The following is a 19,057-nucleotide window of genomic DNA, read 5'->3' as shown; positions in this document are numbered from 1 at the left end:
CCGGATAAGGCGTTCACGCCGCATCCGGCATAAACAAAGCGCACTTTGTCAATAATCTGAAACCCCGGCCATGCGCCGGGGTTTCTTTTTGACTAATTGTTCTGATAAATATCTTTGTACAAACGGCTTTCAAAACGCACTAACGGAATACGGCGATTACGCTGATCCGCGGGTTTTACTGCATAGCCAGAAAGATATTGTACAAATGCCATTCGTTGCCCGCTCGCTGTGGTAATGAATCCCGCCAGGTTATATACCCCCTGCAACGAACCGGTTTTCGCTGAGACTTTGCCATCCACGCCCGCCTGATGCAGACCTGCACGGTACTGCAAAGAGCCGTCATAGCCCGCAAGCGGCAGCATGGAGATAAAGTTAAGTTCATTGTCGTGTTGGGCAATGTATTGCAGCACCTGCATCATGGTGGCGGGGGCAATCAGGTTATGCCGCGAAAGCCCTGAACCATCGGCAATAATGGTGTTACCAATATCGACACCGGCTTGCTGGCGCAGGATCTGACGCACGGCGTCCGACCCAGCCCGCCATGTTCCAGGCACATTGAAGCGCGCATGGCCGATCATGCGGAAAACCGTATCGGCGATCATGTTGTCCGACTTTTTCAGCATAATCTTAAGCAGATCGTGCAGCGGGGCCGACTGTTTACTGGCAACTACCGTTCCAGGTTCGTTAACCTGAGTCTGGCGCAGCAGTGTTCCGCTCCAGGTGATACCCGCCTGTTTTAACTCATCTTTCAGAATTGCACCGGCATAGCTGGCTCCATCCTGCACGCCAAAAGCCAACGGGAGCGGCTCAGAACGTTGTGGCAGGCATCCCGTCAGCGTAAAGCGGTTCAGGTCGCCTGGCACCACATCCAGTTCGCAGTATTGCGCTTCGGCAGAACCACGGGGGAGGGTGCGTACCTGGCTGAACATCGTAACGGGGTAATAAGATGCCACGCGTATAAAAGCCATATCACCAGGCTTTGGGGCACTGTAGAGCGAGACGGAGAAACAGTTGCGGTCAACTATGGCGGCAGCAGGCGGAGCGCTAAAGCATTGTGTCATGTCATTCCATGGCCAGCCGGGGGCTTTATCGTGGCTGGCGAAAATGGAGGTATCTATCAACACATTGCCATCGATTTGGTTGACGCCAGATTTTTTCAAAGTCGCGACCATATTGCGAATATCCTGACGTTTTAACGTCGGATCGGCACCAAATCGCGCCACTAAGTCACCCTTAAGTACGCCGTTTTCCACATTGCCTTTGGTTTCAAGCGTCGTGGTGAAACGAAAATCGGGGCCGAGTTGAATCAACGCCGCCAGCGCAGTAATCACTTTCTGGGTACTGGCGGGCAGCGCCATCTGCTGACTGTGGTAATCAATAGCGGGGGCCGACGCACCGACTTTTTGCACCATCAGGGCAAGGTTGGCACCTGCGGGGAGTTGAGTAACGTACTCATCAACATTCGCGGCCTGAACACTGAACGCTATACAGCTGGTCAATCCGATGATAAATCTGGAAAATCGCATAATCTCGCGCTAACAACCTGGAATCGAGCCGTCATACTACGGCGCAACGCCCTATAAAGTAAACGATGACCCTTCGGGAACTTCAGGGTAAAATGACCATCAAAATGTGAATTGTAGCTGACCTGGGACTTGTACCCGGGTCGGTATTTTTTTGCTTCTGGTCCCGGTGAGGAGTTATGCCGGGCAGGCCGAACAGCCGGGGTGGGTGAAGACTTGCCCCATCAGGAATATTCAAGAGGTATAACAAATGCAAGCTATTCCGATGACCTTACGCGGCGCTGAAAAATTACGCGAAGAGCTGGATTTTCTGAAATCTGTGCGCCGTCCTGAAATCATTGCTGCTATCGCGGAAGCGCGTGAGCATGGCGACCTGAAAGAAAACGCCGAATACCACGCAGCTCGTGAACAGCAGGGCTTCTGCGAAGGCCGTATCAAAGACATCGAAGCCAAGCTGTCAAACGCGCAGGTGATTGATGTCACCAAAATGCCCAACAATGGGCGCGTTATTTTTGGTGCTACCGTAACGGTGCTGAATCTGGATTCTGACGAAGAACAGACTTATCGCATCGTTGGCGATGACGAAGCTGACTTTAAACAAAACCTGATTTCTGTAAACTCGCCTATTGCTCGTGGCCTGATCGGCAAAGAAGAAGATGATGTTGTGGTCATCAAAACGCCGGGCGGCGAAGTAGAATTTGAAGTAATTAAGGTGGAATACCTGTAAGAATTACCCAATACTCAAGATGTTGATGTATTGTAAAGAAAGGAAAAAGGCCGCTCTGCGGCCTTTTATCAACGAACAGAGCGTGGCATTTTGCTCTCCTGCCTGCGGAAAACCCCTCGTTTTACACAGCAAATGTGTGTAACTTTAGGATAATCTTAGCGTGGCAGCGAGATTTTACGTTTTTTAGTTGGGCGATAAAGCACCAGCGTTTTACCGATGACCTGTACATTACAGGCGCCGGTTTCGCGCACGATAGCTTCCACGATCAAGGTTTTTGTTTCGCGATCTTCGGTGGCGATTTTCACCTTGATGAGTTCATGGTGCTCTAACGCTTGTTCAATCTCGGCCAGCACCCCTTCGGTCAAACCATTACTGCCAAGCAGAACAACTGGCTTGAGCGGATGTGCCAGACCTTTCAGGTGCTGTTTTTGTTTAGTACTCAGATTCATCGTATTTTTTGCTTACGTTGGGATTGAAAACGGGTCATTCTACCGCCATCTCCCATATATCACCAAATAGGCGCGTAAAAATTTACGCAATTGGTTACGATGAGTTATCCCCATGGGAAAGTTAAATGACAGGTAAGAAGCGTTCTGCCAGCTCCAGCCGCTGGCTTCAGGAACACTTTAGCGATAAATATGTTCAACAGGCACAGAAAAAGGGATTACGTTCCCGTGCCTGGTTTAAACTTGATGAAATACAGCAAAGTGACAAACTCTTTAAACCGGGAATGACGGTTGTCGACCTTGGTGCTGCTCCGGGTGGTTGGTCACAATATGTGGTCACCCAAATTGGCGGCAAAGGCCGCATCATCGCTTGCGATCTTTTACCTATGGATCCTATCGTTGGTGTGGACTTTCTTCAGGGCGATTTTCGTGATGAACTGGTGATGAAAGCACTGCTGGAGCGCGTTGGCGACAGCAAAGTCCAGGTTGTCATGTCCGATATGGCACCAAACATGAGCGGAACACCGGCGGTGGATATCCCCCGTGCCATGTATCTGGTGGAACTGGCGCTAGAAATGTGTCGTGATGTATTAGCGCCAGGTGGCAGTTTTGTAGTGAAGGTGTTCCAGGGCGAAGGTTTCGATGAGTATCTAAGGGAAATTCGCTCCCTGTTTACGAAGGTCAAAGTTCGTAAGCCGGACTCTTCTCGTGCACGTTCGCGAGAAGTGTATATTGTAGCGACCGGGCGTAAACCCTAACCGGGAGATTTCAGACGAAAGTTTGAAAGATGCTGGATATAGAGTATCCTGACGCTGTTTTTAACACAGTTGTAATAAGAGGTTAATCCCTTGAGTGACATGGCGAAAAACCTAATACTCTGGCTGGTCATTGCCGTTGTGCTGATGTCAGTATTCCAGAGCTTTGGGCCCAGCGAGTCTAATGGCCGTAAGGTGGATTACTCTACCTTCCTACAAGAGGTCAATAACGACCAGGTTCGTGAAGCGCGTATCAACGGACGTGAAATCAACGTTACCAAGAAAGATAGTAACCGTTATACCACTTACATTCCGGTTCAGGATCCGAAATTACTGGATAACCTGTTGACCAAGAACGTCAAGGTTGTCGGTGAACCGCCTGAAGAACCAAGCCTGCTGGCTTCTATCTTCATCTCCTGGTTCCCGATGCTGTTGCTGATTGGTGTCTGGATCTTCTTCATGCGTCAAATGCAGGGCGGCGGTGGCAAAGGTGCCATGTCGTTTGGTAAGAGCAAAGCGCGCATGCTGACGGAAGATCAGATCAAAACGACCTTTGCTGACGTTGCGGGCTGCGACGAAGCAAAAGAAGAAGTTGCTGAACTGGTAGAGTATCTGCGCGAGCCGAGCCGCTTCCAGAAACTCGGCGGTAAGATCCCGAAAGGCGTCCTGATGGTCGGTCCTCCGGGTACCGGTAAAACGTTGCTGGCGAAAGCGATTGCAGGCGAAGCGAAAGTTCCGTTCTTTACTATCTCCGGTTCTGACTTCGTAGAAATGTTCGTCGGTGTGGGTGCATCCCGTGTTCGTGACATGTTCGAACAGGCGAAGAAAGCGGCACCGTGCATCATCTTTATCGATGAAATCGACGCCGTAGGCCGCCAGCGTGGCGCTGGTCTGGGCGGTGGTCACGATGAACGTGAACAGACTCTGAACCAGATGCTGGTTGAGATGGATGGCTTCGAAGGTAACGAAGGTATCATCGTTATCGCCGCGACTAACCGTCCGGACGTTCTCGACCCGGCCCTGTTGCGTCCTGGCCGTTTCGACCGCCAGGTTGTGGTCGGCTTGCCAGATGTTCGCGGTCGTGAGCAGATCCTGAAAGTTCACATGCGTCGCGTACCATTGGCACCCGATATCGACGCGGCAATCATTGCCCGTGGTACTCCTGGTTTCTCCGGTGCTGACCTGGCGAACCTGGTGAACGAAGCGGCACTGTTCGCTGCTCGTGGCAACAAACGCGTTGTGTCGATGGTTGAGTTCGAGAAAGCGAAAGACAAAATCATGATGGGTGCGGAACGTCGCTCCATGGTGATGACGGAAGCGCAGAAAGAATCAACGGCTTACCACGAAGCGGGTCATGCGATTATCGGTCGCCTGGTGCCGGAACACGATCCGGTGCATAAAGTGACGATTATCCCACGCGGTCGTGCGCTGGGTGTGACTTTCTTCTTGCCTGAGGGCGACGCAATCAGCGCCAGCCGTCAGAAACTGGAAAGCCAGATTTCTACGCTGTACGGTGGTCGTCTGGCAGAAGAGATCATCTACGGGCCGGAACATGTTTCTACCGGTGCGTCCAACGATATTAAAGTTGCGACCAACCTGGCACGTAACATGGTGACTCAGTGGGGCTTCTCTGAGAAATTGGGTCCACTGCTGTACGCGGAAGAAGAAGGTGAAGTATTCCTCGGCCGTAGCGTAGCGAAAGCGAAACATATGTCCGATGAAACTGCACGTATCATCGACCAGGAAGTGAAAGCACTGATTGAGCGTAACTATAATCGTGCGCGTCAGCTTCTGACCGACAATATGGATATTCTGCATGCGATGAAAGATGCTCTCATGAAATATGAGACTATCGACGCACCGCAGATTGATGACCTGATGGCACGTCGCGATGTACGTCCGCCAGCGGGCTGGGAAGAACCAGGCGCTTCTAACAATTCTGGCGACAATGGTAGTCCAAAGGCTCCTCGTCCGGTTGATGAACCGCGTACGCCGAACCCGGGTAACACCATGTCAGAGCAGTTAGGCGACAAGTAAGTTCCCGCATCAGATGACTGTATTTGTACCGAAAACCCCGGGGCGTGCTCCGGGGTTTTTTCTTATCAATTCATACCAGGGATAACATCATGAAACTCTTTGCCCAGGGTACTTCACTGGACCTTAGCCATCCTCACGTAATGGGGATCCTCAACGTCACGCCTGATTCCTTTTCGGATGGTGGCACGCATAACTCGCTGATAGATGCGGTGAAACATGCGAATCTGATGATCAATGCTGGCGCGACGATCATTGACGTTGGTGGCGAGTCCACGCGCCCAGGGGCGGCGGAAGTTAGCGTTGAAGAAGAGTTGCAACGTGTTATTCCTGTGGTTGAGGCAATTGCTCAACGCTTCGAAGTCTGGATCTCGGTCGATACATCCAAACCAGAAGTCATCCGTGAGTCAGCGAAAGTTGGCGCTCACATTATTAATGATATCCGCTCCCTTTCCGAACCTGGCGCTCTGGAGGCGGCTGCAGAAACCGGTTTACCGGTTTGTCTGATGCATATGCAGGGAAATCCAAAAACCATGCAGGAAGCTCCGAAGTATGACGATGTCTTTGCAGAAGTGAATCGCTACTTTATTGAGCAAATAGCACGTTGCGAGCAGGCGGGTATCGCAAAAGAGAAATTGTTGCTCGACCCCGGATTCGGTTTCGGTAAAAATCTCTCCCATAACTATTCATTACTGGCGCGCCTGGCTGAATTTCACCATTTCAACCTGCCGCTGTTGGTGGGTATGTCACGAAAATCGATGATTGGGCAGCTGCTGAACGTGGGGCCGTCCGAGCGCCTGAGCGGTAGTCTGGCCTGTGCGGTCATTGCCGCAATGCAAGGCGCGCACATCATTCGTGTTCATGACGTCAAAGAAACCGTAGAAGCGATGCGGGTGGTGGAAGCCACTCTGTCTGCAAAGGAAAACAAACGCTATGAGTAATCGTAAATATTTCGGTACCGATGGGATTCGTGGTCGTGTAGGGGATGCGCCGATCACACCTGATTTTGTGCTTAAGCTGGGTTGGGCCGCGGGTAAAGTGCTGGCGCGCCACGGCTCCCGTAAGATTATTATTGGTAAAGACACGCGTATTTCTGGCTATATGCTGGAGTCAGCACTGGAAGCGGGTCTGGCGGCAGCGGGCCTTTCCGCACTCTTCACTGGCCCGATGCCAACACCGGCCGTGGCTTATCTGACGCGTACCTTCCGCGCAGAGGCCGGAATTGTGATATCTGCATCGCATAACCCGTTCTACGATAATGGGATTAAATTCTTCTCTATCGACGGCACTAAACTGCCGGATGCGGTAGAAGAGGCCATCGAAGCGGAAATGGAAAAGGAGATCAGCTGCGTTGATTCGGCAGAACTGGGTAAAGCCAGCCGTATCGTTGATGCCGCGGGTCGCTATATCGAGTTTTGCAAAGCCACGTTCCCGAACGAACTTAGCCTCAGTGAACTGAAGATTGTGGTGGATTGTGCAAACGGTGCGACTTATCACATCGCGCCGAACGTGCTGCGCGAACTGGGGGCGAACGTTATCGCTATCGGTTGTGAGCCAAACGGTGTAAACATCAATGCCGAAGTGGGGGCTACCGACGTTCGCGTGCTCCAGGCTCGTGTGCTGGCTGAAAAAGCGGATCTCGGTATTGCCTTCGACGGCGACGGCGATCGCGTGATTATGGTTGACCATGAAGGCAATAAAGTCGATGGCGATCAGATCATGTATATCATCGCGCGTGAAGGTCTTCGTCAGGGCCAGCTGCGTGGTGGCGCTGTGGGTACATTGATGAGCAACATGGGGCTTGAACTGGCGCTGAAACAGTTAGGAATTCCATTTGCGCGCGCGAAAGTGGGTGACCGCTACGTACTGGAAAAAATGCAGGAGAAAGGCTGGCGTATCGGTGCAGAGAATTCCGGTCATGTGATCCTGCTGGATAAAACCACTACCGGTGACGGCATCGTTGCTGGCTTGCAGGTGCTGGCGGCGATGGCACGTAACCATATGAGCCTGCACGACCTTTGCAGCGGCATGAAAATGTTCCCGCAGATTCTGGTTAACGTACGTTACACCGCAGGTAGCGGCGATCCGCTTGAGCATGAGTCAGTTAAAGCCGTGACCGCAGAGGTTGAAGCTGCGCTGGGCAACCGTGGACGCGTGTTGCTGCGTAAATCCGGCACCGAACCGTTAATTCGCGTGATGGTGGAAGGCGAAGACGAAGCGCAGGTGACTGAATTTGCACACCGCATCGCCGATGCAGTAAAAGCCGTTTAAAGCGTTAGATAACTGGCTAAAAAGGCGGCGATTGTCGCCTTTTTTCTCGGCGAACACATCGGTTTTGCTGTTTTTTTCCGCAGTTGATACAATGCGATAAAATTGCCCTTGCGAAGGTCATTCGCTTTGGTTAGTATTCACACCCGCTTCAGTGGGAAAGATTAAAAACTCCCGCTTTATTGGTTGAAGCATTGGTACGCGGCAACTCCGCAAGGAACAGGTTGATTATGTACGAAGCTCTTTTAGTAGTTTTCCTTATTGTGGCAATTGGCCTTGTTGGTCTGATCATGCTGCAGCAAGGTAAAGGCGCTGATATGGGAGCCTCCTTCGGAGCAGGCGCTTCCGCTACGCTGTTTGGTTCAAGTGGTTCTGGTAACTTCATGACCCGCATGACGGCGCTGCTGGCAACGTTATTCTTCATCATCAGTCTGGTGCTGGGTAACATCAATAGCAACAAAACCAATAGAGGTAGCGAATGGGAAAATCTGAGTGCACCGGCGAAAACCGAACAAACTCAGCCAGCTGCTCCGGCTAAGCCGACCAGCGATATCCCGAACTAAAAAGTAGTATCCGTGCCGAGGTGGTGGAATTGGTAGACACGCTACCTTGAGGTGGTAGTGCCCAATAGGGCTTACGGGTTCAAGTCCCGTCCTCGGTACCAAATTCCAGAAAAGAGACGCTGAAAAGCGTCTCTTTTCGTTTTGGTCCTGGTCTGATGAATGGTTGTCAGGTATCTGTATCTCGTCCAGTTGCTTTACTCGTAGCTGGTACCTTGAAACGATGGTGCCGGTACGCCTTAGTTATAAACTTTTCCCTACTGCTGACATAATTGGCACTTTATTGTGTCAACTCCAGTTCCGGTACGAATACGGATATGTTTACTTCTCGATAAACCATCCTGCTCCTGTCAGTATAACTACTGATGGCTACGTTCTGCGTAATGTTTAGAGACGCATTGATAATGTTATTTAATTACTGAGAACGCAATGGTCGCATCATTTAAAAAGAAAAAACTAACAGTGTTTCGGTCTGATATGGTTCAGAGTTGAAAAACATGTCTGATATAAAATTGAACATTGTTGATAATTGTTTATATTGGTTGTGAACTTGGATTTCTGGATGACAGTATTCAACAAATTTGCTAGAAGATTTTAAATCTCATTGGTTGTTGTATCTTTGTGTTATTGTTTTTGGTATTACGAACTTAGTCGCCTCTTCCGGAGCGCATATGGTTCAGCGATTGCTGTTCTTCGTCCTGACCATCCTGGTTGTTAAACGTATATCATCCCTTCCGCTTCGCCTGCTTGTTGCCGCACCATTTGTGTTACTGACTGCGGCAGACATGAGTATTAGCCTCTATTCATGGTGTACCTTTGGTACAACTTTCAATGATGGATTTGCGATTAGTGTGCTGCAGAGTGATCCGGATGAAGTTGTGAAAATGCTGGGGATGTATATCCCTTATCTATGTGCTTTTGCTTTTTTATCCCTTTTTTTTTTGGCAGTAATAATAAAATATGATGTTTCCTTGCCGACAAAAAAAGTGACAGGAATATTATTGCTGATTGTCATTTCGGGCAGTTTATTTTCCGCTTGTCAATTTGCTTATAAAGATGCAAAAAATAAAAAAGCGTTCAGTCCATATATACTAGCGTCGTGATTTGCTACCTATACGCCGTTTTTCAATCTCAACTATTTTGCTTTAGCAGCGAAAGAGCATCAAAGATTACTCTCAATTGCAAACACGGTGCCGTATTTTCAATTATCAGTCAGGGATACAAGTATTGATACCTACGTGTTGATTGTGGGGGAGTCTGTACGTGTCGACAATATGTCTTTGTATGGATATACACGCTCTACGACACCGCAAGTTGAAGCACAAAGAAAACAGATCAAACTGTTTAATCAAGCAATAAGCGGCGCACCTTACACTGCGCTGTCGGTTCCCCTTTCTTTAACTGCTGATTCTGTTTTGAGTCATGACATTCATAATTACCCCGACAACATTATTAATATGGCTAATCAAGCAGGATTTCAGACTTTCTGGCTAAGCTCGCAATCCGCTTTTCGGCAGAATGGTACAGCAGTTACCAGTATCGCCATGCGCGCCATGGAAACAGTTTATGTCAGAGGATTTGATGAATTGTTGTTGCCGCATTTATCGCAAGCATTACAGCAAAATACGCAGCAAAAGAAACTGATTGTTCTTCATTTAAATGGAAGCCATGAACCGGCTTGTAGCGCCTATCCGCAATCCAGCGCGTGTTTCAACCGCAGGACGATCAGGATGCCTGCTATGACAACTCCATTCATTACACAGATAGTTTGCTAGGTCAGTTTTTTGAATTATTAAAAGATCGCCGCGCCTCGGTCATGTATTTTGCCGACCACGGCCTGGAACGTGACCCTACGAAGAAGAACGTCTATTTTCATGGAGGCAGGGAGGCTAGCCAGCAGGCATATCATGTCCCGATGTTTATCTGTTATAGCCCCGTTCTTGGGGATGGCGTGGATCGCACAACGGAAAACAATATCTTTTCGACAGCTTACAATAATTACCTTATTAATGCGTGGATGGGGGTAACAAAGCCGGAACAGCCGCAAACGCTTGAGGAAGTGATTGCACACTATAAAGGAGACTCACGGGTTGTGGATGCAAACCATGATGTTTTCGATTATGTGATGCTCAGAAAGGAGTTTACAGAGGATAAGCAAGGTAACCCCACCCCTGAAGGGCAGGGTTGATGTCGAATTACTGGCCTTTGTTTTCCATATTCTCCACCTGCGGCAGGCCTGAAGTGGCAGAGGAGGAAAGCAGGCCAGTTTTGGCATAACCAAAAAGTTTCTCTCGGGTATCAGTGATATCCAGATTACGCATGGTCAATTGACCAATACGATCATCTGGCGAGAACACCGAGTCGCCTTTTTCCATCGTCAGACGCTCTGGCTTGTAGGTCAGGTTCTCTGAGACGGTATTCAGGATTGAATAATCGTTCCCACGGCGCAGCTCCAGGGTAACTTCACCAGTGATCTGGCTGGCAACCCAGCGTTGCAGAGAGTCACGCAGCATCAGCGCCTGGGAGTCAAACCAACGCCCCTGGTACAGCAGACGGCCCAACTGACGACCATGCGCGTGATACTGCTCAATGGTGTCTTCGTTGTGAATACCGGTCAACAGACGTTCATACGCAATGTGCAGCAGTGCCATCCCCGGAGCTTCGTAAATACCACGGCTTTTCGCTTCGATGATACGGTTCTCAATCTGGTCGCTCATGCCCAGGCCGTGACGACCGCCGATGCGGTTAGCTTCCAGCATCATTTCTACGTCGTCGCTAAAGGTTTTACCGTTCAGCGCAACCGGATGACCTTGCTCAAAGCGTACTGTGACTTCTTCTGCCGGGATCTTCACGCTCTCATCCCAGAATTTCACGCCCATAATCGGGTTGACGATTTTGACGCTGGAGTTGAGGTATTCCAGATCCTTCGCTTCATGCGTTGCACCAAGCATGTTGGAGTCTGTGGAGTAGGCTTTTTCGACAGACATTTTGTAGTCGAAACCGCAGGCAATCATAAATTCAGACATCTCATGACGGCCGCCCAGTTCATCAATAAAGTCAGTATCAAGCCACGGTTTGTAAATCTGCAGTTCAGCATTGGTCAGCAGACCATAACGATAGAAACGTTCGATATCGTTTCCTTTATAGGTGCTACCGTCACCCCAGATATTCACGCCATCTTCTTTCATCGCAGCAACCAGCATGGTACCAGTCACGGCGCGGCCCAGCGGCGTCGTGTTGAAATAGGTCAGGCCGCCGGTGGTGTTATGAAATGCGCCACACTGAATAGCGGCAATACCTTCGGCCACCAGTTGTTTGCGGCAGTCGATCAGACGTGCGTTCTCCGCGCCGTATTCCATGGCACGACGAGGGATCGCATCATAATCCTCTTCGTCTGGCTGGCCTAGGTTTGCAGTATATGCATAAGGAACCGCTCCCTTTTGTCGCATCCACAGCAGTGCGGCACTGGTGTCCAGACCGCCGGAAAAAGCGATACCAATACGTTGACCTACCGGGAGATGCTTGAGAATCGTCGTCATAAAATAACACCCTGCTTAATTAACTGATGATGAGCCTGGATTTCCGCTCTCACTGAATTTTTATGCAAAATAAATGAGTTTTCATTTAATCATCTTTTATCGGAGACAGGAAGAGTTTAGTGTGTTTTTTGTAAAATAATGCGCTTAAGGGAGAGCAGGGGAAGGCAAAAGTATTCAACAAATGAAAGTGAACTGGATATTCATTCACGTGATTAGCAATAAACGTTGACAAAATGTGGCATGGATCACTATAATGCCTGCAGATTTTACGTCCCGTCTCGGTACACCAAATCCCAGCAGTATTTGCATTTTTTACCCAAAACGAGTAGAATTTGCCACGTTTCAGGCGCGGGGTGGAGCAGTCTGGTAGCTCGTCGGGCTCATAACCCGAAGGTCGTCGGTTCAAATCCGGCCCCCGCAACCACTTTCCCTTAGAGTCCTTTTTCAAATATACTGTGAAGACTTCGGCCTTCGTAGTGGGATTTGAAAAAATCCTTCTGGAAAGTGCTCCAGACCGCAGTTGCGGTTATAGGGTTCAGTTATATAAAGCCCCGATTTATCGGGGTTTTTTGTTATCTGACTACAGAATAACTGGGCTTTAGGCCCTTTTTTTATGTCTTGGGGGTGGGCTTGTCCACATTAGAGCAAAAATTAACAGAGATGATTACTGCGCCAGTTGAGGCCCTGGGTTTTGAACTGGTAGGCATCGAATTTATTCGCGGTCGCACATCCACACTGCGCATCTATATTGATAGTGAAGATGGCATCAATGTTGATGATTGTGCTGATGTGAGCCACCAGGTAAGTGCTGTGCTGGATGTTGAAGATCCCATCACCGTTGCTTATAACCTGGAAGTCTCCTCACCGGGTCTCGATCGCCCACTGTTCACGGCTGAACACTACGCCCGTTTTGTCGGAGAAGAGGTGACTCTGGTTCTCCGTATGGCGGTACAAAACCGTCGTAAATGGCAGGGCGTTATCAAAGCGGTAGACGGTGAAATGATCACAGTTACCGTCGAAGGTAAAGATGAAGTGTTCGCGCTGAGTAATATCCAGAAGGCGAACCTGGTTCCCCACTTTTAATAGTCTGGATGAGGTGAAAAGCCCGCGATGAACAAAGAAATTTTGGCTGTAGTTGAAGCCGTATCCAATGAAAAGGCGCTACCTCGCGAGAAGATTTTCGAAGCATTGGAAAGCGCGCTGGCGACAGCAACAAAGAAAAAATATGAGCAAGAGATCGACGTCCGTGTACAGATCGATCGCAAAAGCGGTGATTTTGACACCTTCCGTCGCTGGTTAGTTGTTGATGAAGTCACCCAGCCGACCAAGGAAATCACCCTTGAAGCCGCACGTTATGAAGATGAAAGCCTGAACTTGGGCGATTACGTTGAAGATCAGATTGAGTCTGTTACCTTTGACCGTATCACCACCCAGACGGCAAAACAGGTTATCGTGCAGAAAGTGCGTGAAGCCGAACGTGCGATGGTGGTTGATCAGTTCCGTGAACACGAAGGTGAAATCATCACCGGCGTGGTGAAAAAAGTAAACCGCGACAACATCTCTCTGGATCTGGGCAACAATGCTGAAGCCGTGATCCTGCGCGAAGATATGCTGCCGCGTGAAAACTTCCGCCCTGGCGACCGCGTTCGTGGCGTGCTTTATTCCGTTCGCCCGGAAGCGCGTGGCGCGCAACTGTTCGTCACTCGTTCCAAGCCGGAAATGCTGATCGAACTGTTCCGTATTGAAGTGCCGGAAATCGGCGAAGAAGTGATTGAAATTAAAGCAGCGGCTCGCGACCCGGGTTCTCGTGCGAAAATCGCGGTGAAAACCAACGATAAACGTATCGATCCGGTAGGTGCTTGCGTAGGTATGCGTGGCGCGCGTGTTCAGGCGGTTTCTACTGAACTGGGCGGCGAGCGTATCGATATCGTCCTGTGGGATGATAACCCGGCGCAGTTTGTGATTAACGCAATGGCACCGGCAGACGTTGCTTCTATCGTGGTGGATGAAGATAAACACACCATGGATATCGCCGTTGAAGCCGGTAACCTGGCGCAGGCGATTGGCCGTAACGGTCAGAACGTGCGTCTGGCTTCGCAGCTGAGCGGTTGGGAACTCAACGTAATGACCGTTGACGACCTGCAGGCTAAGCATCAGGCGGAAGCGCACGCAGCGATCGACACCTTCACCAAATATCTCGACATCGACGAAGACTTCGCGACTGTTCTGGTAGAAGAAGGTTTCTCGACGCTGGAAGAACTGGCCTATGTGCCGATGAAAGAGCTGTTGGAAATCGAAGGCCTTGATGAGCCGACCGTTGAAGCACTGCGCGAGCGTGCTAAAAATGCACTGGCCACCATTGCACAGGCCCAGGAAGAAAGCCTCGGTGATAACAAACCGGCTGACGATCTGCTGAACCTTGAAGGGGTAGATCGTGATTTGGCATTCAAACTGGCCGCCCGTGGCGTTTGTACGCTGGAAGATCTCGCCGAACAGGGCATTGATGATCTGGCTGATATCGAAGGGTTGACCGACGAAAAAGCCGGAGCACTGATTATGGCTGCCCGTAATATTTGCTGGTTCGGTGACGAAGCGTAATAAACTGTAGCAGGAAGGAACAGCATGACAGATGTAACGATTAAAACGCTGGCCGCAGAGCGACAGACCTCCGTGGAACGCCTGGTACAGCAATTTGCTGATGCAGGTATCCGGAAGTCTGCTGACGACTCTGTGTCTGCACAAGAGAAACAGACTTTGATTGACCACCTGAATCAGAAAAATTCAGGCCCGGACAAATTGACGCTGCAACGTAAAACACGCAGCACCCTTAACATTCCTGGTACCGGTGGAAAAAGCAAATCGGTACAAATCGAAGTCCGCAAGAAACGCACCTTTGTGAAACGCGATCCGCAAGAGGCTGAACGCCTTGCAGCGGAAGAGCAAGCCCGTCGTGAGGCAGAAGAATCGGCTAAACGCGAGGCGCAACAAAAAGCTGAACGTGAGGCCGCAGAACAAGCTAAGCGTGAAGCTGCTGAACAAGCGAAACGTGAAGCTGCGGAAAAAGACAAAGTGAGCAATCAACAAGACGATATGACTAAAAACGCCCAGGCTGAAAAAGCCCGCCGTGAGCAGGAAGCTGCAGAGCTCAAGCGTAAAGCTGAAGAAGAAGCGCGTCGTAAACTCGAAGAAGAAGCACGTCGCGTTGCTGAAGAAGCACGTCGTATGGCGGAAGAAAACAAATGGACTGATAACGCGGAACCGACTGAAGATTCCAGCGATTATCACGTCACTACTTCTCAACATGCTCGCCAGGCAGAAGACGAAAGCGATCGTGAAGTCGAAGGCGGCCGTGGCCGTGGTCGTAACGCGAAAGCAGCGCGTCCGAAGAAAGGCAACAAACACGCTGAATCAAAAGCTGATCGTGAAGAAGCACGCGCAGCAGTACGTGGCGGTAAAGGCGGAAAACGTAAAGGTTCTTCGCTGCAGCAAGGCTTCCAGAAGCCTGCTCAGGCCGTTAACCGTGACGTTGTGATCGGCGAAACTATCACCGTTGGCGAACTGGCGAACAAGATGGCGGTTAAAGGCTCTCAGGTCATCAAAGCGATGATGAAACTGGGCGCAATGGCAACCATCAACCAGGTTATCGATCAGGAAACCGCACAGCTGGTTGCTGAAGAGATGGGCCATAAAGTTATCCTGCGTCGTGAAAACGAGCTGGAAGAGGCGGTAATGAGCGACCGTGACACGGGTGCTGCGGCTGAACCGCGCGCGCCGGTTGTGACCATCATGGGTCACGTTGACCACGGTAAAACCTCTCTGCTGGACTACATTCGTTCAACGAAAGTGGCCTCTGGCGAAGCGGGCGGCATTACTCAGCACATTGGTGCATACCACGTTGAAACTGAAAACGGCATGATCACCTTCCTGGACACCCCGGGGCACGCCGCGTTTACTTCAATGCGTGCTCGTGGTGCGCAGGCAACGGACATCGTAGTCCTGGTTGTTGCTGCCGACGACGGCGTAATGCCGCAGACGATCGAAGCAATCCAGCACGCGAAAGCGGCGCAGGTTCCGGTGGTCGTTGCAGTGAACAAGATCGATAAACCAGAAGCCGATCCGGATCGCGTTAAGAACGAACTCTCCCAGTACGGCATCCTGCCGGAAGAGTGGGGCGGTGAAAGCCAGTTCGTACATGTGTCTGCGAAAGCGGGTACTGGTATCGATGAACTGCTGGACGCTATCCTGCTGCAGGCGGAAGTTCTGGAGCTGAAAGCGGTACGTAAAGGTATGGCGAGCGGTGCGGTTATCGAATCCTTCCTCGATAAAGGTCGTGGTCCGGTTGCTACCGTTCTGGTACGTGAAGGTACTCTGCACAAGGGCGATATCGTTCTGTGTGGCTTCGAATACGGTCGTGTTCGTGCGATGCGTAACGAACTGGGTCAGGAAGTGCTGGAAGCGGGTCCGTCCATTCCGGTGGAAATCCTCGGCCTGTCCGGCGTACCGGCTGCGGGTGATGAAGTTACCGTTGTACGTGACGAGAAGAAAGCGCGTGAAGTTGCACTGTATCGTCAGGGTAAATTCCGCGAAGTTAAACTGGCGCGTCAGCAGAAATCTAAACTCGAGAACATGTTCGCCAACATGACCGAAGGCGAAGTTCACGAAGTGAACATCGTCCTGAAGGCAGACGTACAGGGTTCTGTGGAAGCGATCTCCGACTCCTTGCTGAAACTGTCTACTGACGAAGTTAAAGTGAAGATCATCGGTTCTGGCGTAGGTGGTATCACCGAAACCGACGCCACCCTGGCTGCGGCGTCCAACGCCATCCTGGTTGGCTTCAACGTACGTGCTGATGCCTCTGCACGTAAAGTGATTGAAGCGGAAAGCCTGGATCTGCGTTACTACTCCGTCATCTATAACCTGATTGACGAAGTGAAAGCGGCGATGAGCGGTATGCTGTCTCCGGAACTGAAACAGCAGATTATCGGTCTGGCGGAAGTTCGTGACGTGTTCAAATCGCCGAAATTTGGTGCCATCGCAGGCTGTATGGTTACCGAAGGTGTGGTTAAACGTCACAACCCGATCCGCGTTCTGCGTGACAACGTGGTTATCTACGAAGGCGAGCTGGAGTCCCTGCGCCGCTTCAAAGATGACGTTAACGAAGTCCGTAACGGTATGGAATGTGGTATCGGCGTTAAGAACTACAACGACGTCCGCACTGGCGATGTGATCGAAGTATTCGAAATCATCGAGATCCAACGTACCATCGCTTAAGGTTTTTAGGGTTCCATGCGGGATAAGGCGTTTACGCCGCATCCGGCATGGATTGCCTGATGTGACGCTGGCGCGTCTTATCAGGCCAACGTGAACAGCCCTTCCACCTGAAATTAATTTTAAAAAGGGGCTAACAGCCCCTTTTTTGTCAGGAGAATTTATTATGGCGAAAGAATTTGGTCGCCCGCAGCGCGTAGCGCAGGAAATGCAAAAAGAGATCGCTCTCATCCTGCAGCGTGAAATTAAAGATCCTCGCCTGGGCATGATGACCACCGTTTCCGGTGTCGAAATGTCTCGCGACCTGGCGTATGCCAAAGTATATGTGACGTTCCTCAACGACAAAGATGAAGACGCGGTTAAAGCGGGCATCAAAGCGTTGCAAGAAGCTTCTGGTTTCATCCGCAGCCTGCTGGGGAAAGCGATGCGCCTGCGTATCGTGCCGGAACTGACCTTCTTCTACGACAACTCTCTGGTTGAAGGGATGCGCATGTCAAACCTGGTGACCAGCGTGGTCAAACATGACGAAGAACGTCGTGTTAACCCGGACGACAGCAAGGAGGACTAATGAGTCGTCCTCGTCGTCGCGGTCGCGACATTAACGGCGTTTTGTTGCTGGATAAACCGCAGGGTATGTCCAGCAATGATGCGCTGCAAAAAGTGAAACGGATTTATAACGCCAACCGTGCCGGGCATACCGGTGCGCTGGACCCGCTGGCAACTGGCATGTTGCCAATTTGCCTCGGGGAAGCGACGAAGTTTTCCCAGTATCTGCTGGACTCCGACAAACGCTATCGGGTCATTGCGCGTCTTGGACAGCGTACCGATACTTCTGATGCCGACGGACAAATCGTTGAAGAACGTCCGGTAACCTTTAGCGCAGAGCAACTGGCGGCGGCGCTGGATACTTTCCGTGGCGATATCGAACAGATCCCTTCGATGTATTCAGCACTGAAATATCAGGGTAAAAAACTGTACGAATATGCGCGTCAGGGCATTGAAGTACCGCGTGAAGCGCGCCCGATTACCGTTTATGAATTGCTGTTTATTCGCCACGAAGGCAATGAGCTGGAGCTGGAAATTCACTGCTCAAAAGGCACTTATATCCGCACCATCATTGATGACCTGGGTGAAAAACTCGGTTGTGGCGCGCATGTTATTTACCTGCGTCGTCTGGCGGTAAGTAAATATCCGGTTGAACGGATTGTGACCCTGGAACATCTGCGTGAACTGGTCGAACAAGCCGAACAGCAGGATATTCCGGCTGCGGAGTTACTTGATCCATTACTGATGCCAATGGACAGTCCAGCTTCGGACTACCCGGTGGTGAATCTTCCGTTAACGTCTTCTGTTTACTTCAAAAATGGTAACCCAGTTCGTACATCCGGTGCGCCGCTGGAAGGACTGGTTCGCGTTACAGAAGGTGAGAACGGCAAATTTATCGGTATGGGTGAAATTGACGATGAAGGCCGCGTTGCGCCTCGTCGCCTGGTGGTTGAATACCCGGCGTAATGTTAACCGTCTTGCGATAACAGGTCGCTACGAGTAGAATACTGCCGCTTAACGTCGCGTAAATTGTTTAACACTTTGCGTAACGTACACTGGGATCGCTGAATTAGAGATCGGCGTCCTTTCATTCTATATACTTTGGAGTTTTAAAATGTCTCTAAGTACTGAAGCAACAGCTAAAATCGTTTCTGAGTTTGGTCGTGACGCAAACGACACCGGTTCTACTGAAGTTCAGGTAGCACTGCTGACTGCACAGATCAACCACCTGCAGGGCCACTTTGCAGAGCACAAAAAAGATCACCACAGCCGTCGTGGTCTGCTGCGCATGGTTTCTCAGCGTCGTAAACTGCTCGACTACCTGAAACGTAAAGACGTAGCACGTTACACCCAGCTCATCGAGCGCCTGGGTCTGCGTCGCTAATTCTTGC

15 protein-coding genes, 2 tRNA genes and 1 pseudogene are annotated in these 19,057 nt (G+C 50.5%); 15 read left to right on the top strand and 3 right to left on the bottom strand.

Annotation, left to right across the window (positions count from 1 at the left end):
* Positions 1-92: 92 nt before the first annotated feature.
* Entirely contained in the window at positions 93-1,526 is a 1,434-nt protein-coding gene (gene dacB, locus ACUU1I_RS02450; protein WP_001212659.1) for a serine-type D-Ala-D-Ala carboxypeptidase, read from the bottom strand.
* A 247-nt stretch (positions 1,527-1,773) separates the two neighbouring features.
* Here dacB and greA point away from each other — a divergent pair, with 247 nt between their 5' ends.
* Positions 1,774-2,250: a transcription elongation factor GreA gene (gene greA / locus ACUU1I_RS02445; protein WP_001148001.1), complete on the top strand. Its 477-nt coding sequence runs from the start codon at positions 1,774-1,776 to the stop codon at positions 2,248-2,250.
* 155 nt (positions 2,251-2,405) lie between these two features.
* Here greA and yhbY read toward each other — a convergent pair whose 3' ends face one another.
* Positions 2,406-2,699 (bottom strand): ribosome assembly RNA-binding protein YhbY, encoded by a 294-nt coding sequence (yhbY, locus tag ACUU1I_RS02440; protein ID WP_001054421.1) that lies wholly within the window; start codon positions 2,697-2,699, stop codon positions 2,406-2,408.
* Between the two features lie 125 nt (positions 2,700-2,824).
* Here yhbY and rlmE point away from each other — a divergent pair, with 125 nt between their 5' ends.
* The 7 genes and pseudogenes from rlmE to ACUU1I_RS02405 all read left to right on the top strand — a co-directional run bounded on the left by rlmE (position 2,825) and on the right by ACUU1I_RS02405 (position 10,501).
* The gene (rlmE, locus tag ACUU1I_RS02435) at positions 2,825-3,454 is read left to right on the top strand and encodes a 23S rRNA (uridine(2552)-2'-O)-methyltransferase RlmE (protein WP_000145975.1); all 630 of its coding nucleotides are present in this window, start codon (positions 2,825-2,827) and stop codon (positions 3,452-3,454) included.
* Positions 3,455-3,553: 99 nt separating this feature from the next.
* Positions 3,554-5,488: an ATP-dependent zinc metalloprotease FtsH gene (ftsH, locus tag ACUU1I_RS02430; RefSeq protein WP_001107467.1), complete on the top strand. Its 1,935-nt coding sequence runs from the start codon at positions 3,554-3,556 to the stop codon at positions 5,486-5,488.
* 89 nt (positions 5,489-5,577) lie between these two features.
* Entirely contained in the window at positions 5,578-6,426 is an 849-nt protein-coding gene (gene folP, locus ACUU1I_RS02425; protein WP_000764731.1) for a dihydropteroate synthase, read from the top strand.
* The gene (glmM, locus tag ACUU1I_RS02420; RefSeq protein WP_000071151.1) at positions 6,419-7,756 is read left to right on the top strand and encodes a phosphoglucosamine mutase; all 1,338 of its coding nucleotides are present in this window, start codon (positions 6,419-6,421) and stop codon (positions 7,754-7,756) included. The genes folP and glmM overlap by 8 nt, the downstream gene beginning before the upstream one ends.
* Positions 7,757-7,983: 227 nt before the next feature.
* A complete protein-coding gene (gene secG / locus ACUU1I_RS02415) occupies positions 7,984-8,316 on the top strand; it encodes a preprotein translocase subunit SecG (RefSeq protein ID WP_005050778.1) in 333 nt (110 codons plus the stop codon).
* Positions 8,317-8,330: 14 nt separating this feature from the next.
* Positions 8,331-8,417: transfer RNA gene (locus tag ACUU1I_RS02410), tRNA-Leu, on the top strand.
* A 458-nt stretch (positions 8,418-8,875) separates the two neighbouring features.
* A pseudogene (locus ACUU1I_RS02405) lies at positions 8,876-10,501 on the top strand (sulfatase-like hydrolase/transferase).
* A 7-nt stretch (positions 10,502-10,508) separates the two neighbouring features.
* Here ACUU1I_RS02405 and argG read toward each other — a convergent pair.
* A complete protein-coding gene (gene argG, locus ACUU1I_RS02400) occupies positions 10,509-11,852 on the bottom strand; it encodes an argininosuccinate synthase (protein ID WP_000207682.1) in 1,344 nt (447 codons plus the stop codon).
* A 347-nt stretch (positions 11,853-12,199) separates the two neighbouring features.
* On the opposite strand from argG, the gene ACUU1I_RS02395 reads away from it, so the two are divergent.
* The 7 genes from ACUU1I_RS02395 (at position 12,200) to rpsO (ending at position 19,050) form a co-directional block, all read left to right on the top strand.
* Positions 12,200-12,276 (top strand) — tRNA-Met (locus ACUU1I_RS02395).
* Positions 12,277-12,482: 206 nt separating this feature from the next.
* On the top strand, positions 12,483-12,935 hold the full coding sequence (rimP, locus tag ACUU1I_RS02390) for a ribosome maturation factor RimP (protein ID WP_001300397.1): 453 nt from the start codon (positions 12,483-12,485) through the stop codon (positions 12,933-12,935).
* Positions 12,936-12,962: 27 nt separating this feature from the next.
* Positions 12,963-14,450, top strand: coding sequence for a transcription termination factor NusA (gene nusA / locus ACUU1I_RS02385; RefSeq protein ID WP_001031057.1), 1,488 nt, complete (start codon positions 12,963-12,965; stop codon positions 14,448-14,450).
* Between the two features lie 24 nt (positions 14,451-14,474).
* Complete coding sequence (infB, locus tag ACUU1I_RS02380) at positions 14,475-17,123, top strand: translation initiation factor IF-2 (protein ID WP_000133055.1); 2,649 nt, start codon at positions 14,475-14,477, stop codon at positions 17,121-17,123.
* A 163-nt stretch (positions 17,124-17,286) separates the two neighbouring features.
* The gene (gene rbfA, locus ACUU1I_RS02375; RefSeq protein ID WP_001040205.1) at positions 17,287-17,688 is read left to right on the top strand and encodes a 30S ribosome-binding factor RbfA; all 402 of its coding nucleotides are present in this window, start codon (positions 17,287-17,289) and stop codon (positions 17,686-17,688) included.
* Positions 17,688-18,632, top strand: coding sequence for a tRNA pseudouridine(55) synthase TruB (truB, locus tag ACUU1I_RS02370; RefSeq protein ID WP_000089695.1), 945 nt, complete (start codon positions 17,688-17,690; stop codon positions 18,630-18,632). The genes rbfA and truB overlap by 1 nt, the downstream gene beginning before the upstream one ends.
* Before the next feature lie 148 nt (positions 18,633-18,780).
* The gene (gene rpsO, locus ACUU1I_RS02365; RefSeq protein WP_000059466.1) at positions 18,781-19,050 is read left to right on the top strand and encodes a 30S ribosomal protein S15; all 270 of its coding nucleotides are present in this window, start codon (positions 18,781-18,783) and stop codon (positions 19,048-19,050) included.
* The last annotated feature ends 7 nt before the right edge of the window (positions 19,051-19,057 follow it).

The sequence above is a fragment of the Shigella sp. SIG3 genome, assembly GCF_053555855.1.
This window is presented reverse-complemented; position numbering and strand designations above follow the sequence as displayed.

What these genes read in the sequence shown, in the direction of transcription:
- dacB (WP_001212659.1), bottom strand. Translation starts at nt 1,526, where the DNA reads ATGCGATTTTCCAGATTTATCATCGGATTGACCAGCTGTATAGCGTTC.
- greA (WP_001148001.1), top strand. Translation starts at nt 1,774, where the DNA reads ATGCAAGCTATTCCGATGACCTTACGCGGCGCTGAAAAATTACGCGAA.
- yhbY (WP_001054421.1), bottom strand. Translation starts at nt 2,699, where the DNA reads ATGAATCTGAGTACTAAACAAAAACAGCACCTGAAAGGTCTGGCACAT.
- rlmE (WP_000145975.1), top strand. Translation starts at nt 2,825, where the DNA reads ATGACAGGTAAGAAGCGTTCTGCCAGCTCCAGCCGCTGGCTTCAGGAA.
- ftsH (WP_001107467.1), top strand. Translation starts at nt 3,554, where the DNA reads ATGGCGAAAAACCTAATACTCTGGCTGGTCATTGCCGTTGTGCTGATG.
- folP (WP_000764731.1), top strand. Translation starts at nt 5,578, where the DNA reads ATGAAACTCTTTGCCCAGGGTACTTCACTGGACCTTAGCCATCCTCAC.
- glmM (WP_000071151.1), top strand. Translation starts at nt 6,419, where the DNA reads ATGAGTAATCGTAAATATTTCGGTACCGATGGGATTCGTGGTCGTGTA.
- secG (WP_005050778.1), top strand. Translation starts at nt 7,984, where the DNA reads ATGTACGAAGCTCTTTTAGTAGTTTTCCTTATTGTGGCAATTGGCCTT.
- argG (WP_000207682.1), bottom strand. Translation starts at nt 11,852, where the DNA reads ATGACGACGATTCTCAAGCATCTCCCGGTAGGTCAACGTATTGGTATC.
- nusA (WP_001031057.1), top strand. Translation starts at nt 12,963, where the DNA reads ATGAACAAAGAAATTTTGGCTGTAGTTGAAGCCGTATCCAATGAAAAG.
- infB (WP_000133055.1), top strand. Translation starts at nt 14,475, where the DNA reads ATGACAGATGTAACGATTAAAACGCTGGCCGCAGAGCGACAGACCTCC.
- rbfA (WP_001040205.1), top strand. Translation starts at nt 17,287, where the DNA reads ATGGCGAAAGAATTTGGTCGCCCGCAGCGCGTAGCGCAGGAAATGCAA.
- truB (WP_000089695.1), top strand. Translation starts at nt 17,688, where the DNA reads ATGAGTCGTCCTCGTCGTCGCGGTCGCGACATTAACGGCGTTTTGTTG.
- rpsO (WP_000059466.1), top strand. Translation starts at nt 18,781, where the DNA reads ATGTCTCTAAGTACTGAAGCAACAGCTAAAATCGTTTCTGAGTTTGGT.